The sequence below is a fragment of the Albidovulum marisflavi genome (genome assembly GCF_025751435.1).
In the GTDB taxonomy this organism is placed as follows: Bacteria; Pseudomonadota; Alphaproteobacteria; order Rhodobacterales; family Rhodobacteraceae; genus Albidovulum; species Albidovulum marisflavi.
In genome coordinates this window covers 12958-27332 of sequence record NZ_JAOWKY010000004.1, presented here as the reverse complement: position 1 = coordinate 27332, position 14375 = coordinate 12958, and the positions used below count along the sequence as shown (strand labels likewise).

The following is a 14375-nucleotide window of genomic DNA, read 5'->3' as shown; positions in this document are numbered from 1 at the left end:
ACCAGTTCACCATCCTCCCCTCTTGCGCAAGCTTGCGATTTCGGCATCGGCGAAGATTCGCCGCTCGCGATCGGTGCTCTTGGCGATCCCTTGCGCACCCATGGCCGCACGGGCCCCGTCAATGCGCCTTGTCTGGCGGCCCCCGCTGGCCTAGAAAGCCCCCCGGACAGTTGAAGGACCCAGCCCATGCTCGACCTGACCTTTGAAGCCCCGAAGCCCAAGGTGATCGCCGGCGCGAAATCCGATTGGGAACTGGTGATCGGCCTCGAGGTCCACGCCCAGGTTGCGTCCAGGGCCAAGCTTTTCTCGGGCGCATCGACCGAATTCGGGGCTGAGCCGAACTCCAACGTCTCGTTCGTCGATGCGGCGATGCCCGGAATGCTGCCCGTCATCAACGAATTCTGCGTGGCGCAGGCGGTGCGCACCGGGTTGGGCCTGAAGGCCGCAATCAACCTGCGCTCGGCCTTCGACCGCAAGAACTACTTCTACCCCGACCTGCCGCAGGGCTACCAGATTTCTCAGCTCTACCACCCCATCGTGGGCGAGGGCGAGGTGATCGTGGACATGGCCCCCGGCATCGCGCGACGCGTCAGGATCGAGCGCATCCACCTTGAACAGGACGCTGGCAAGTCGATCCACGACCTTGACCCGAACATGTCTTTTGTCGACCTCAACCGCACCGGCGTCGCGCTGATGGAGATCGTCAGCCGCCCCGACATCCGCGGGCCGGAGGAAGCCGCCGCCTATGTCGCCAAGCTGCGCCAGATCATGCGCTATCTTGGAACCTGCGACGGAAACATGCAGAACGGGAACCTGCGCGCCGATGTCAACGTCTCGGTCTGCCGCCCCGGCGATTACGAGAAGTTCCAGGCGACCGGCGATCATTCCGTCCTCGGCACGCGCTGCGAGATCAAGAACATGAACTCGATGCGCTTCATCCAGGCCGCGATCGAATACGAGGCGCGCCGCCAGATCGCAATCATCGAGGACGGCGGCAAGATCGTGCAGGAAACCCGGCTTTACGACCCCGACAAGGGCGAAACCCGGTCCATGCGGTCCAAGGAAGAGGCGCATGACTATCGCTATTTCCCCTGCCCCGACCTCTTGCCGCTTGAGATCGAGCAGGCCTGGGTGGACGACATCGCAGGATCGATGCCCGAACTTCCGGACGAGAAGAAGGCGCGGTTCGTGACGGACTACGGCATGACCGAATATGACGCCAGCGTGCTGACCGCCGAGGTCGAAAACGCCGCATTTTTCGAGGCCGTGGCAAAGGGCCGCGACGGCAAGCAGGCCGCGAACTGGGTCATCAACGAGTTGTTCGGGCGGCTCAACAAGGAAGGGCTGTCGATCGCCGAAAGCCCGTTGTCGGCCGCCCAGCTTGGCGGCGTGCTGGACCTGATGGCCAAGGGCGACATCTCGGGCAAGATGGCCAAGGACCTGTTCGAGATCCTGTGGACCGAGGAAAAGGGCGCAGATCCCGCCGAGGTCGCGGCGGCACGCGGCATGAAGCAGGTGACGGACACCGGCGCCATCGAGGCCGCCGTGGACGAGGTGATCGCCCAGAACCCCGCGCAGGTCGAAAAGGCCAAGCAGAACCCGAAACTCGCGGGCTGGTTCGTGGGTCAGGTGCTGAAGGCCACGGGCGGCAAGGCAAACCCGGCCACCGTCAACGAACTGGTCGCCAAGAAGCTCGGGCTCTGAAAGACGCCGACAGCGACAGGCGCAAGGTCTCGCGGGCGCAGGCCCGCGACCGCAATGCTTTGTCTCCGACAAGCCGCGTGCGGTCGTCATTCCGAGCGTTGGGAATGGGTTGTTCGTCGGATTTAGCGCACCTGCCCGCGATCGAGCTTGACGGTCACCGTCAAGACCGAACGCGAAAAGCCTTCGACACGATCTGCCAACGCCCTTCACTGCGAAGCAGCAGCAGGTAGTCGTCGAAGCTGGAACCTGCCCACTCGTCCTCGATGTGAACGGAGGCGATATCGCCGGCCACGGACAGACTCAGAATCTTCCAGATCATGGGTGCGTCCTGCGATGCCGCCTCTTGGCAAAGCGCGATGAATTCCTCTCGGTCGTTCCATAGCAATTCACCCTGAAAATGGCCGATCTCGTTCATCTTCGGATGAAACGCGCGTTCCAGCAGCTTGCGATCGCCGTGCACCATTCCGTCTATGTAGGTGCGTACGACAGCCTCGATTTCTGTCCGATCCTGAGAATCCATTGCCAAGGTCCTTTCCTGCGCAGACGTTTAAAGAGCGCGGCTTCCGCCGGCGGTCGGGACGAACTGGTCCGCCACCGGATCGCTTGCAGAGTTAATCCCCAAAGACCTTACGCGCCTGCGCCTCAAGCCGCGCGCGCTGAAAGTCCGCCATGTCGGGCGCGGGCTGGTTGCCGATCAGCGTTGCCAGAAGCGGGTCTTCGACCCCCGTACGGTGTCCGGACAGCTCCTCGACGATGGCAAGGCCGCAGAACGGCACCGCGATTTCGGAATAGCCGCCCTCATGCACCGCGACCAGCCTGCCGCCACACAGCGCGCCCGCCTCGGCCATCAGGATGCGCGTCATCTCGCGGAAGGTGTCGGAATGGGCCAGCATCCGCGCCAGCGGGTCGACGCCACTGGCGTCCAGCCCGCTGGCGACGACGATCAGGTCGGGCCGGAAGGCGCGCAAGGCCGGCACCACCAGGACCTCCATCGCGTCCAGGTAGGCGCGATGCCCGCCGCCTGGCAGAAGCGGTACGTTCAGGTTGAAACCCGCACCCGCTCCCTTGCCCCGATCGTCCACCCGGCCGCTGTCGATCGGATAGCATGCCTCCTGATGAAGCGAGATGGTCAGCGTGTCGTCGCGGTCGTAATAAATCGCCTCGGTCCCGTTGCCGTGGTGAACGTCCCAGTCCACCACCGCCACGCGTGCCGGGCCGTAAGCCGCGCGCATCGCCTCAAGCGCAACAGGGATGTTCGCCATCAGGCAGAAACCCATCCCCCTGTCCGGCAGGCAATGATGGCCGGGCGGGCGGGCAAGAACGTAGGCGTTGGAAACCTTGCCCGACATCACGTCCGCGATGCCCCGCATGGCCAGTCCCGCCGCCAGGGCTGCGATCTCATACCCGCCGGGGCTGAAGCGTGCGTCCTCCCCCATGTCGCCTCCGCCCGCATCCGACATCATCTTGAACCGGTCTAGGTAAGAGGCCGGATGAACACGCTCCAGATCGGCGCGGGTCGCGGGCGGCGCGCTGTGCAGATCAAGATGGGCCATCAGGCCCGAAACCTCGACCAGGTTGCGGAAGCGCCGCTTGATGAATCCGCTTTCGACATGTGTACCATTGGCCGGAGGTTCGACAAATCCGCCAACCGGCAGGTAAAGTGCATGCTCCCCCTGCGAATGCCACATGCAGCGTTCGTCGTAGTAGAACCCTGTCGCCACCGCCCATCCTCCATGCCCACACCTTCAGCCTGCCGGTATTGACTGCGGATTCAAGCGATCTGACAACCGCCGTGCGCGTCCCATTCCACAAACGGCACGGTATGTTGCAGGCTTTCCCCCATTTCCGCCAGGGATTTTCTCAGGCAGGTGCGCGCCGCCATCGAATCGGTCTATTCTGCGATGGCATGAGTGGAGACCGTCGATGCAGCGTTATGAATACAAAGCCGTTCCCTTGCCCGAGAAGGGCGAAAAAGCGCCCGGCGCGCGGACAGCGGACGAACGCTACGCCAATGCTATCGTGCAGCTCATGAACAAGCTTGGCCGTGACGGCTGGGATTATGTCCGCACCGACACCTTCAGCCGCGAAGACCGGGTCGGGCTCGCCCGCCGCTCGGTCACCGTTCACCAGACCTTGATGATCTTCCGTCGGCCGATCGCGGACAGCTTCGCCAGCATTCCGTCGGAAACCCCGCGCCCCTCATTCGCCGCCAGCCGCACCGCCGAGGGCACCCCGGCATGGGAGCCGCTTGTGCTTGAGCGCAGGGAACCCAAGGTCACCAAGGACGAAGGCTGACGCATCCCCGGCTGGCTGCGACAAGCGCCTCCGTCAACATTTTCCAAGCTGCAGCCGAACTTTTCCCATAGCGGGAACGGTGAACGCCGGCGCCTTGGCCGAAAATGCGAGGATTTGCGCGCGCCACCCAATGATCGAAACTTGAAGAATAATTCTCAAGATATTGCTTTTTATTGCTTTAATTGATTTCCGCTTGGCGTCCACCCGACTTGAGTGCGGGATCCGCGTCTTGCCGAAGCTCGCCAAGCGCGGTACCCCTTACCCAGTGTTAAACGGTGACGAATATGTACGAGTTCAAGTATTTTCAGGCGCCCAAGCCTGCCCGCAACGGCGAAAGGGCACAATCCGACCTTGCCGCACGCGAAATTGATCTGCTGTCTGACGCGGGCTGGGAATTTGTCGGCATCGAGGAGCGACCGGTGGTCTCCCGCGGCTGGTGGGGAAAGGCCCGCAAGCGCAACGAAAGCTTCATGGTATTCCGCCGCCCGCAGGACATCCGAGCGCACGTGCCGCTTCTGATCGGGCCGAATCCGGGGGAGAGCGTTGAATCTTGGCGTGAACCCGCCGTTTTGCCAAGGCGCGTCAGGGTGCTGAATCCGGGCGATGGAAGCCATCGCCCGCAGAACGCCCGCCGCCCCCTTCTTCCGCTGTTGGCGCGATAAGCAGCGAAGCCGGGAAGGTCCGCGTTCCAGGCGCGGCCGCGTCATGAGGCGAAAACCCGCACGATTCAGGCGGACAAGACACGGTAACGCGCATTTTTTTCGTATGCCTCTTCCAAGCCCAGCCAAAAGCCCTAAACTCGGTGCCCCGAGTCGAAACGCGAGCTTTCGGAAGGCAGGATGAGCAGGAACGACCCTTTCACATTCGACATCTCGGCCGCGTCTGACAAGAAACGGCGCGCCAAGACCAAGCGTGGCATGTCGGGCGCCTTCGAAACCTCGACCCGCAAGTGCGACCATGTCGGCTGCGCCGAGGCCGGCCAGTACCGCGCCCCGAAGTCACCCGACAACCTGGATGACTATTACTGGTTCTGCCGCGACCATGTGCGCGAATACAATCTGAAATGGAACTTCTTCCAGGGCTCGACCGAGGACGAGTTCGAGAAGTTTCTGGACAAGGAGCGCGTCTGGGGGCGCGAAACCAAACCCTTCGGAAAGAAGGGCGGAGAGGACCGCGCCTGGGCCCGCCTTGGCATCGCGGACCCGATGGAGCTGCTCGGGGCCAATGCGACCCAGAATCCGGGCCGCAGCGCAGGCCGCAAGCTTCCTCCGACCGAACGCCGCGCGCTGGATATCCTTGAGGCGAAGGACAGCTGGACAAAGGTTGAAATTCGAAGGCAATACAAAAGCTTGGTCAAGGACCTTCACCCCGACATGAACGGCGGGGACCGATCGGACGAAGATCGACTGCAAGAAGTTGTCTGGGCCTGGGACCAGATCAAGGACAGCCGCAACTTCAAGGACTGAGGCCCCTTGGCGGGCGGAACCGGGTCCCGAAACGGGTCCCTCCGCCACCAGGAGGCGACTGTTAGGCCGGGCGGAAGGTCAGCGCCACCCCGTTCATGCAATAGCGCTTGCCGGTGGGCTGTGGGCCATCGTTGAACACATGACCCAGGTGGCCGCCACAGCGTCGGCAATGAACCTCGGTCCTGCGGCCCAGGATCCCCCAGTCGGCGCGGGTCCGGACGGCATCGGGCAACGGCTTCCAGAAAGACGGCCAACCGGTGCCGCTGTCATACTTGGTCTCGGACGAGTACAGCGGCAGGTCGCAACCGGCACAGTGATACGTGCCCTCGCCGTATTCCTTGTCCAGCGGGCTGGAAAACGCGCGTTCCGTGCCTTCTTCACGAAGGACCTCGAACTGGGCCGGGGTCAACAGGCGGCGCCATTCCGCCTCGGTTCGCGTGATCTCAAACGTTTCCTCTGCGCGCAGGCGGCGCGAAGAACTGGTAGCGGCCACTCCCGCGCCGGCAAGGTAAAGAGCCATTCTGCGAGTGATCATCATATCCTCCATCCTCGGGCGGGTCTTCGCGCCTATCATGCACAGATCGGGCACCGGCGGCAGTAACAGGTTGACCGCGTGCATTCGCAATGCTGTGATCAGAAGGCGTACCCGATGCCAAGGCCCGCCGGAAAACCCGGAGCGATCCGTCCGACATCTGGACCCATCGTTTGTCGCGATCTGGCGGGCAGAATTCGCCTGCCGCCCTTGCGCCCCCGGACGATATGCTCCATCAATCGCGGGTGGCGGCCCCGCCCCTTGGGGCCTTTAGTCAGAATGGGCAAGACGATGCTGGACACGACCGCGAAACCCACCGAAGAAATCTCTGTCCGCGAGGTCTTCGGGATCGACACCGACATGAAGGTGAAGGGCTTTGCAGAGCGTACCGACCGCGTGCCCGAGATCGATCACACCTACAAATTCGATCCTGACACGACGCTCGCCATCCTTGCGGGCTTTGCCTACAACCGCCGCGTCATGATCCAGGGCTACCACGGGACGGGAAAATCGACCCACATCGAACAGGTGGCGGCGCGGCTGAACTGGCCCTGCGTGCGCGTCAACCTTGACAGCCACATCAGCCGGATCGACCTGATCGGCAAGGACGCGATCAAGCTGCGCGACGGCAAGCAGGTGACCGAATTCCACGAAGGCATCCTGCCCTGGGCGCTGAGGAACCCCGTTGCCATCGTGTTCGACGAATACGACGCAGGCCGCGCCGACGTGATGTTCGTGATCCAGCGCGTTCTGGAACATGATGGCAAGCTGACCCTTCTGGACCAGAACGAGATCATCACGCCGCATCCCTGCTTCCGGCTCTTCGCGACCGCAAACACCGTGGGCCTTGGCGACACGACCGGGCTTTATCACGGCGTGCAGCAGATCAACCAGGCGCAGATGGACCGCTGGTCGCTGGTCGCGACCCTGAACTACCTGAGCCACGATGCCGAGGCCGCGATCGTCCTTGGCAAGGCCCCGCACTACAACAGCGAAAAGGGCCGCAAGACCATCAACCAGATGGTCACGGTTGCGGACCTGACGCGGACGGCCTTCATGAACGGCGACCTGTCCACGGTCATGAGCCCGCGCACCGTGATCAACTGGGCCTGGAACGCCGAGATCTTCCGCAACGTGGGATACGCCTTCCGGCTGACCTTCCTGAACAAGTGCGACGAGCTCGAACGCAAGACCGTGGCAGAGTTCTACCAGCGCTGCTTCGACGAGGAACTGCCGGAAAGCGCGGCGAGCCAGAGCATCCGGTGATGGTATGCACATTGGCCTGATCGGTGGAATCGGCCCGGCAGCGACGGTCGCCTACTATCAGCGCCTGTGCGCGGAAATGCGTCGGCGGCAAGCACCGCTGGAGGTGACCATCGTCCATGCACAGACCATGGATGTGGTCGACCGCTTCAACCGAGACCGGCGCGAGGAACAGGCAGAGGACTATCTGCGCCTGATCCGTAGGCTTCAGGCGGCCGGGGCGGATTGCGTTGCCATAACTTCGCTGGGCGGCCATTTCTGCTTTGCGGAAACGCGGGCGATCTCGCCCTTGCCGCTGGTGTCGGCCATCGCGCCGCTGGACGAATTCTTTGCCAGTCGCGGCGTGATGCGCATCGGCCTGCTTGGAACGCGGCTCGTCATGCAGACGCGCCTTTACGGCCAGCTCGCCCGAACCGAGGCGGTGGCGCCGGGCGATGACATTGCCGAGATTGGGCAGGCCTATCAGGATATGGCGATCGCGGGTGAATGCACTGAAGACCAGCGCAGGCTGTTCCTTGAAGCGGGGCGCCGCATGGTGGAAGATCAGGGTGCGCAGGCCATCGTGCTTGCCGGAACCGATCTGAACCTCGCCTTCGACGGGTGCGACCCCGGCTATCCGGTGATCGACGCGCTTGATGTGCATGTGGCCGTGCTGGCCGATCTGGCCTCGGGCTTACGTAATCTTGAAGAAGTGGCGGACGACCAATGACCCTACGCAACGACAACCCCGCCGATCCATTCAAGAAGGCACTGGCCGAGGCGACCAAGACGCTGGCCGACGACCCGGACCTGACGGTCACCTATTCGGTCGATCCGCCGGGCATGACGGCCGATGCGATGCGTCTGCCGCAGGTGTCGCGCCGGATGACGCGGGATGAGGTGCTGATCGCGCGCGGCACGGCCGATGCCCTGGCGCTGCGGCGCAGGCACCACGATCCAGCTCTTGCCACGAAATACGCGCCCACCGGGCAAATGGCGCGCGACCTCTACGAGGCGATGGAGACCGCGCGGTGCGAAGCTGTCGGCGCGCGCGCCATGCCCGGCACGCTTGGCAACATCGACGCCAAGATTGCGCATGAGGCCGAGCGCAAGGGCTATGCCCAGATCCGCTCGACGCAAGAGGCGCCGCTTGCGCAGGCTGCGGGATATCTTGTCCGCCATCTGGCCACGGGCCGAAAAATGCCGGGCGGCGCAGGCAATGTCATGGACCTTTGGCGCCCCTTCATCGAGGAACAGGCTGGCGGCACACTGGAACATGTCAATGACGTTCTGGCCGACCAGGCCGCCTTCGCCCGCCTCGCGCGGCAGGTGATCAAGGATCTTGGCTACGGCGATCAGCTGGGCGATGACCCCGATCTTGACGATGAGGACGAGGGCGAAGGCGAAGAGGCCGATGAACAGCCCGACACCTCGGAAGGCGAGGAGGAAAGCGAAGGCGAGGAGGCCGAGGCCGAGCCGGACCAAAGCCAGGACGACACGCAGGACACCACCGAGTCCAAGGTGATGATGGACGAGGCGGCCGATATGGAAGAGGGCGAAGAGGCCGAGCTTCCCGAAAGCGACGCGCCTCTGGAACCTCCGCCACCCGCCCCCTATTCCGACGCAGACCCAAATTACAGCGTATATACCACTGATTTCGATGAAGAAATCAAGGCGGAGGAGCTGGCCGAACCGGCCGAGCTTGAGCGTCTGCGCGCCTACCTGGACCAGCAGCTTGACCCCCTGAAGGGGGCCGTCAGCCGGCTTGCGAACAAGCTTCAGCGCCGGCTACAGGCGCAGCAGAGCCGCAGCTGGGAGTTCGACCTGGAGGAAGGCATCCTTGACGCCGGGCGCCTTGCGCGTGTCGTGGCGAACCCCACCACGCCGCTGTCCTTCAAGATCGAGAAGGACACCGAATTCCGCGACACCTGCGTGACGCTGCTTCTGGACAACTCCGGCTCGATGCGCGGCCGCCCGATCTCGATCGCGGCGATCTGCGCCGATGTTCTGGCGCGCACGCTGGAGCGCTGCCAGGTCAAGGTCGAGATCCTTGGCTTCACCACCCGCGCCTGGAAAGGCGGGCAATCGCGCGAACGCTGGCTGGCACAGGGCCGGCCGCAACAGCCCGGACGCCTGAACGACCTGCGCCACATCATCTACAAGGGCGCGGACGCGCCGTGGCGGCGTGTGCGGGCGAACCTTGGCCTGATGATGAAGGAAGGGCTTCTGAAGGAAAACATCGATGGCGAGGCGCTTGAATGGGCGCATCGGCGGATGGTCCAGCGGCCCGAGCAACGCAAGATCCTGATGGTCATTTCCGACGGCGCGCCGGTCGATGATTCAACCCTGTCCGTCAACCCCGCCAACTACCTGGAAAAGCACCTTCGCGATGTGATCGCCATGGTCGAAAAGCGCAAGGCAGTCGAACTGATTGCCATCGGCATCGGCCACGACGTCACGCGCTACTATCAGCGTGCGGTCACGATCACCGATGTCGAACAGCTCGCGGGCGCCATGACCGAACAGCTGGCAAGCCTGTTCGACAGTGACCCGAGAGCGCGGGCGCGGATCTTTGGCATACGCAAGGCCAGCTAGCGCCTTCGCGCCGACACGACGGCTGCGGGGATCGGAATGTGCCAAGGCGGCCCCTTGTCCGCGCAGGCGCCGATGACCCAGTTCGCGACCGATGCGCGGATCGCGTTCAGGGCGCGGTTGCTCTGCTGGCGCAGAACATACCCACCGCGCGCCGTCCCCTGCTGAAACAGGCGCACGGGCGCGTCCGGCTGGTCAAGTGACCATACGCTTGAAACAGTGGCGAAATCGGGGGGTAGAAAACCGGCGGCGTCCAGCGCGGGCCCGGCAATGCCGGGCTGGGCATAGTCGTTCGCGCCGGGTCCTGGCGGCAGCGACACGCCGGGGTCTCCGAACCTGGCGATAGCCTCGAAGACAGCGTTCAGAACGCTTTCGCGCTCCGGCCCGTGCCACACGCTGTAGACCAGCACGCCGCCCGGCCTCAGAACACGCGCGCATTCGCGAAAGACGCGCACCGGATCAGGGACGTGCGGAATGCCGAAGCCGATCGTCACCGCGTCGAACTCGGCCTCTGAAAAAGGCAGGTCCATCGCATCCGCTTCGACCAGGCGCGCCTCGGGCACAAGCTCCCGCGCAAGATCCAGCATTGCCGGAGAGAAGTCCGCGGCCGTGACCTCGCACCCCCGGTCCAGAAGGCCGCGGGCGATGATCGCGTGTCCGCAACACAGGTCGAGCGCCCGGCATGGCCTGCCGACCTTGTCCACCATCGCGGGCACGCACTGTTCCGCCGCCAGGGCGAAATGGCTGGCGTAGTTCATGGCGACGGCGCCCTTGCGCCATTCCTGCCGTTCGACTGCCGCGAAATTCATGGCGCAGAATACCACCGATCGCCGCTTCGGCAAAATCGACGCGCACGACGCTGGCGTTCGGGCAGGAAGCGAGTCACAAAGTCCCTGAGCAAACGGAGTTCGCGATGTTTCAGACCTTCAACACGACTGCCCGCCCGGAACAGGGTCCGTCACGCCTTGCCGCCCTGCGCGACAAACTTTCGCGGGCCGGGGTCGACGGCTTTTTCGTGCCGCGCGCTGACGTGTACCAAGGTGAATATGTCGCCCCGCATGACGAACGGCTGCTGTGGCTGACTGGCTTCACGGGTTCGGCCGGATTCTGCATCGTCCTTCCGGAAATCGCCGGCGTGTTCGTCGACGGGCGCTACCGCACCCAGGTCAAGGCGCAGGTGGACCTTGGCCATTTCACCCCGGTCAACTGGCCCGAGGTCAAACCCGCAGAATGGCTGAAAGAGATGTTGCCGAACGGCGGCCGTGTCGCCTTCGATCCATGGCTGCATACCGAAAAGGAAATCTCCGATCTTCGTGCAGCGCTTGAAGGCAGCGGTGTAGAGCTCTGTGATTCCATGAATTTCATTGACGAGATCTGGGCCGATCAGCCCGCACCGCCCCGAGGTAAGGTCCGGGTTCATCCGCTTGACTACGCGGGCGAGTCGGCGGCCGAAAAACGTGCCCGTCTTGGCGATGAGCTTTCCCGTGCAGGCCAGACGGCGGCCGTCCTGACCCTGCCCGATTCAATCTCGTGGCTGCTGAACATCCGCGGCGCGGACATTCCGCGCAATCCGGTCGTGCACGCCTTCGCGATCCTGGATGCGGGCGGTCACGCCGCGCTTTTCGTGGACGAGGGAAAGCTGTCAGAGGCGGTCCTTGCGCATCTGGGGCCCGACATCACGATACGCCCGCCCGATGCTTTCGCAGACGCCCTGCGCGCGCTGGAAGGACCGGTTCGCGTGGATCGCGCGACCGCGCCGCTGGCCGTGTCGCAGGAACTGAAGGCGGCCGGTGTCACGGTTGCCTGGGGTCAGGATCCCTGCATCATGCCCAAAGCCCGCAAGAACAAGGCCGAGATCGCCGGCATGGCCGAAGCGCACCTGCGCGACGGCGCGGCGATGGTCGAGTTCCTGGCCTGGTTCGACCAGGAGGCGCCGAAAGGCGGCTTGACCGAGATCGCGGCGGTCCGGGCGCTGGAAAGCTTCCGGCGTGCAACCAACGCGCTTGAGGACATCAGCTTTGAAACGATCTGCGGAACCGGGCCCAACGGCGCGATCATGCACTACCGCGTGACCGAGGACAGCGACCAGCCGATCCGATCGGGCGACATCGTGGTGATCGATTCCGGCGGCCAGTACCTGGACGGTACGACCGACATCACCCGGACCGTGTCCGTCGGACCGGTGGATACCGAGGTTCGCGCCTGCTTCACCCGTGTCCTTCAGGGGATGATCGCCATTTCCCGCCTGCGCTGGCCGCGTGGCGTCGCGGGCGCGCATCTGGACAGTCTGGCGCGCTACAACCTCTGGCTTGCCGGACAGGACTTCGACCATGGCACGGGCCACGGTGTCGGCGCGTTTCTCTGCGTCCACGAAGGCCCGCAGAGGCTATCGCGCGTGTCGGACGTTCCGCTGGAGCCGGGCATGATCCTGTCGAACGAGCCCGGCTACTACCGCGAGGGCGCCTTTGGCATACGAATCGAGAACCTGGTGGTCGTCAAGGACGCGCTCCCCCTGCCCGGTGGCGATGCGCACCGCAAGATGCTGTGCTTTGAAACGCTGACCTTCGCGCCGATCGACCTGAGGCTGGTCGACGCCACGGCCCTGTCCGCAGGCGATCGCGAATGGCTGAACGCCTACCACGCCGAGGTGCGCAACCGGATCGGCCCACGACTGTCGGACGACGCAAGACGCTGGCTTGAGGCGGCGACATCAGCCGTGTGACGGAGCAGACCGAACAGCCGTGGAAACGCGAATGGTACCTTGACCTTGGCGCCAAAGCCCACGCAGCCGGCATCTGCCGGCCGCTTCTAGCTGTGTTCCTCGGCCGCCGCTTCGGCCAGCGCGCGGTTGTAGGCGCGCAAGGCATCGGCTTCGAACACCGCACCAAGCAGTTCGGGCGGCCCCTCTGCCGTCGTCGAGCGCACGACCGGCAGGAAATCCGCGCCCGAGGTTTCGAAAAGCCGCAACGCTGCGTCAAGCGTCTGTCCATCGGTCAGGTACATGTCCCTCGATAGAAAGTCGCGGCAGATATCTTCGGGCGCAGCACGGCGCGCATCCCGGGCGCGCAGAACGCGGGCGACGGGAATGGTTGCCGCAAGATAGGCCTGCGGCCCAGCCGAAAGCCGCACACCGCGCCGTTCAAGCTGCGACAGGAAGAAGGATCTGTGAACCAGACGCGACGCCAGAGCGGTGGAGAGTGACACGGCCGTCATGACCGCCATTCCGGTTTCCCAGTCGCCCGTCAACTCGAACACGATGAGCGTCGTGGATATCGGCGCACCCAGAACGGCGGCGGCGACCGCGCCCATCCCGGCCAGCGCATAGACGGACTCGGCCCCCGAGACCTCGGGCAGGATCCCAGTGGCGACAAGGCCGAACGCCAGACCCGTCAGCGATCCGACGACAAGCGCGGGCGAGAATACCCCGCCCCCCATGCGCCCGCCCAGGGTGACCGCGACCGCAAGCACCTTGACGGCCGCGAAAAGGATCGCTGTCCCCAGGCCTATCCGTCCCGTCAGTGCCGCCGAGGTCGTTTCGTATCCGACGCCGATCACATGCGGAAAGGGAATGGCGATGGCCCCGACGATCCCACCCGCAATGGCCGGGCGCAGCCACCGCGGCATACCGGTCGCAGCCTGCACGTGATTGCCGAAATCCTCGGCGATGAAGACCGCCCGCATCAGAACCACCGCAACCAGCCCCGACAGAAGCCCCAGAAGCAGGAAGGCGGGCAGTTCCCAGAAGAAGGCCAGCCCGCCTTCGGACGGCAGCATGAATTCGGTCACCCCGCCGTATTCGATCCGATTGATGACCGTGCCCGCGACCGAGGCGATCGCGATCGGGGCAAAGGCATGCACGGCGAAGTGGCGAAGAATGACCTCAAGCGCGAATATCGCCCCTGCGATCGGGGCGTTGAAGCTGGCCGAAACGGCCGCCGCCACGGCGCAACCCAAAAGATCGCGTCCGGTGATGCCGTTCGCGTTGATGCGGCGCGACACCCAAGTGGCAATGACGGCCGCCATATGCACGACCGGCCCTTCGCGACCCGATGAGCCTCCGGTAGACAGCGTGATGAGTGAAGCGAAGGCCGAGGCGACGCCAGCGCGCCGCTCAACCCGTCCTTGACGGAGTGCCGCCCCCTCGATCACGTCGGCCACCGCCCTGACGCGTCCGTCCGGCGTGAAGATGTGCAGAAGGACCCCCACGGCAAGCCCACCCGCGATCGGGACAAGAAGCACCCACCACCACGGCAGCCACTCTGCGACCGACGCCAGAAAGACGTCGTCGGTCCCGTAGATCGCCGTCTGTATCACCGAGATCGACTTGCGGAACAGAAGCGCCGCCGTCCCCGCCGCCAGCCCCACGGCCAGCGCGATGAACCAGAACTGCACCTGGCTGGGGCCACGCGCCCTTATCACGGTCAGCGCATGTTTCGCCTCTGCGCCAAGCTCGTGCGCGATCCGGCGAAGGTAGCCCTGTTCCGGCTCCGTCATCCGGCGCCTTTCCGCGGGTCGATATTTCCGGGACTTCCCCAGGCTGCCCG

The 14375-nt window shown here is 64.3% G+C and carries 13 protein-coding genes; 8 read left to right on the top strand and 5 right to left on the bottom strand.

Annotated elements, in window-relative coordinates:
- The first annotated feature begins 186 nt into the window (after positions 1-186).
- Positions 187-1704 carry an Asp-tRNA(Asn)/Glu-tRNA(Gln) amidotransferase subunit GatB gene (gatB, locus tag OEW28_RS13960; protein WP_263735411.1) on the top strand — a complete coding sequence of 506 codons (1518 nt, stop codon included), beginning with the start codon at positions 187-189 and terminating at the stop codon, positions 1702-1704.
- A 160-nt stretch (positions 1705-1864) separates the two neighbouring features.
- On the opposite strand, the gene OEW28_RS13955 is transcribed toward gatB, so the two are convergent.
- Both OEW28_RS13955 and OEW28_RS13950 read right to left on the bottom strand, forming a co-directional pair.
- Entirely contained in the window at positions 1865-2224 is a 360-nt protein-coding gene (locus tag OEW28_RS13955; RefSeq protein ID WP_263735410.1) for a nuclear transport factor 2 family protein, read from the bottom strand.
- Positions 2225-2315: 91 nt separating this feature from the next.
- Positions 2316-3425: a class II histone deacetylase gene (locus OEW28_RS13950; protein WP_263735409.1), complete on the bottom strand. Its 1110-nt coding sequence runs from the start codon at positions 3423-3425 to the stop codon at positions 2316-2318.
- A 202-nt stretch (positions 3426-3627) separates the two neighbouring features.
- Between OEW28_RS13950 and OEW28_RS13945 the strand changes: the two genes are divergently transcribed.
- The 3 genes from OEW28_RS13945 to OEW28_RS13935 all read left to right on the top strand — a co-directional run bounded on the left by OEW28_RS13945 (position 3628) and on the right by OEW28_RS13935 (position 5465).
- Positions 3628-3999: a DUF4177 domain-containing protein gene (locus OEW28_RS13945; protein WP_263735408.1), complete on the top strand. Its 372-nt coding sequence runs from the start codon at positions 3628-3630 to the stop codon at positions 3997-3999.
- Positions 4000-4283: 284 nt separating this feature from the next.
- Positions 4284-4661 (top strand): hypothetical protein, encoded by a 378-nt coding sequence (locus OEW28_RS13940; protein ID WP_263735407.1) that lies wholly within the window; start codon positions 4284-4286, stop codon positions 4659-4661.
- Positions 4662-4838: 177 nt separating this feature from the next.
- Positions 4839-5465: a J domain-containing protein gene (locus OEW28_RS13935; RefSeq protein ID WP_263735406.1), complete on the top strand. Its 627-nt coding sequence runs from the start codon at positions 4839-4841 to the stop codon at positions 5463-5465.
- 61 nt (positions 5466-5526) lie between these two features.
- Here OEW28_RS13935 and msrB read toward each other — a convergent pair whose 3' ends face one another.
- Entirely contained in the window at positions 5527-6000 is a 474-nt protein-coding gene (gene msrB / locus OEW28_RS13930) for a peptide-methionine (R)-S-oxide reductase MsrB (protein ID WP_412174802.1), read from the bottom strand.
- Between the two features lie 288 nt (positions 6001-6288).
- On the opposite strand from msrB, the gene cobS reads away from it, so the two are divergent.
- From cobS to cobT, 3 genes are read left to right on the top strand one after another with little or no spacing between them, the layout of a single operon-like run.
- Positions 6289-7263, top strand: a complete 975-nt coding sequence (cobS, locus tag OEW28_RS13925) for a cobaltochelatase subunit CobS (protein ID WP_412174801.1) — start codon at positions 6289-6291, stop codon at positions 7261-7263.
- A gap of 4 nt (positions 7264-7267) precedes the next feature.
- A complete protein-coding gene (locus OEW28_RS13920) occupies positions 7268-7969 on the top strand; it encodes an aspartate/glutamate racemase family protein (RefSeq protein WP_263735404.1) in 702 nt (233 codons plus the stop codon).
- Positions 7966-9834, top strand: coding sequence for a cobaltochelatase subunit CobT (gene cobT / locus OEW28_RS13915; protein ID WP_263735403.1), 1869 nt, complete (start codon positions 7966-7968; stop codon positions 9832-9834). The genes OEW28_RS13920 and cobT overlap by 4 nt, the downstream gene beginning before the upstream one ends.
- On the opposite strand, the gene OEW28_RS13910 is transcribed toward cobT, so the two are convergent.
- Positions 9831-10640, bottom strand: coding sequence for a class I SAM-dependent methyltransferase (locus tag OEW28_RS13910; RefSeq protein ID WP_263735402.1), 810 nt, complete (start codon positions 10638-10640; stop codon positions 9831-9833). The genes cobT and OEW28_RS13910 overlap by 4 nt on opposite strands.
- Before the next feature lie 104 nt (positions 10641-10744).
- Between OEW28_RS13910 and OEW28_RS13905 the strand changes: the two genes are divergently transcribed.
- A complete protein-coding gene (locus tag OEW28_RS13905; RefSeq protein ID WP_263735401.1) occupies positions 10745-12553 on the top strand; it encodes an aminopeptidase P family protein in 1809 nt (602 codons plus the stop codon).
- A gap of 86 nt (positions 12554-12639) precedes the next feature.
- Here OEW28_RS13905 and OEW28_RS13900 read toward each other — a convergent pair whose 3' ends face one another.
- Positions 12640-14325 (bottom strand): chloride channel protein, encoded by a 1686-nt coding sequence (locus OEW28_RS13900; protein ID WP_263735400.1) that lies wholly within the window; start codon positions 14323-14325, stop codon positions 12640-12642.
- Between the last annotated feature and the right edge of the window lie 50 nt (positions 14326-14375).

What these genes read in the sequence shown, in the direction of transcription:
- gatB (WP_263735411.1), top strand. Translation starts at nt 187, where the DNA reads ATGCTCGACCTGACCTTTGAAGCCCCGAAGCCCAAGGTGATCGCCGGC.
- OEW28_RS13955 (WP_263735410.1), bottom strand. Translation starts at nt 2,224, where the DNA reads ATGGATTCTCAGGATCGGACAGAAATCGAGGCTGTCGTACGCACCTAC.
- OEW28_RS13945 (WP_263735408.1), top strand. Translation starts at nt 3,628, where the DNA reads ATGCAGCGTTATGAATACAAAGCCGTTCCCTTGCCCGAGAAGGGCGAA.
- OEW28_RS13940 (WP_263735407.1), top strand. Translation starts at nt 4,284, where the DNA reads ATGTACGAGTTCAAGTATTTTCAGGCGCCCAAGCCTGCCCGCAACGGC.
- OEW28_RS13935 (WP_263735406.1), top strand. Translation starts at nt 4,839, where the DNA reads ATGAGCAGGAACGACCCTTTCACATTCGACATCTCGGCCGCGTCTGAC.
- msrB (WP_412174802.1), bottom strand. Translation starts at nt 6,000, where the DNA reads ATGATCACTCGCAGAATGGCTCTTTACCTTGCCGGCGCGGGAGTGGCC.
- cobS (WP_412174801.1), top strand. Translation starts at nt 6,289, where the DNA reads ATGCTGGACACGACCGCGAAACCCACCGAAGAAATCTCTGTCCGCGAG.
- OEW28_RS13920 (WP_263735404.1), top strand. Translation starts at nt 7,268, where the DNA reads ATGCACATTGGCCTGATCGGTGGAATCGGCCCGGCAGCGACGGTCGCC.
- cobT (WP_263735403.1), top strand. Translation starts at nt 7,966, where the DNA reads ATGACCCTACGCAACGACAACCCCGCCGATCCATTCAAGAAGGCACTG.
- OEW28_RS13910 (WP_263735402.1), bottom strand. Translation starts at nt 10,640, where the DNA reads ATGAATTTCGCGGCAGTCGAACGGCAGGAATGGCGCAAGGGCGCCGTC.
- OEW28_RS13905 (WP_263735401.1), top strand. Translation starts at nt 10,745, where the DNA reads ATGTTTCAGACCTTCAACACGACTGCCCGCCCGGAACAGGGTCCGTCA.
- OEW28_RS13900 (WP_263735400.1), bottom strand. Translation starts at nt 14,325, where the DNA reads ATGACGGAGCCGGAACAGGGCTACCTTCGCCGGATCGCGCACGAGCTT.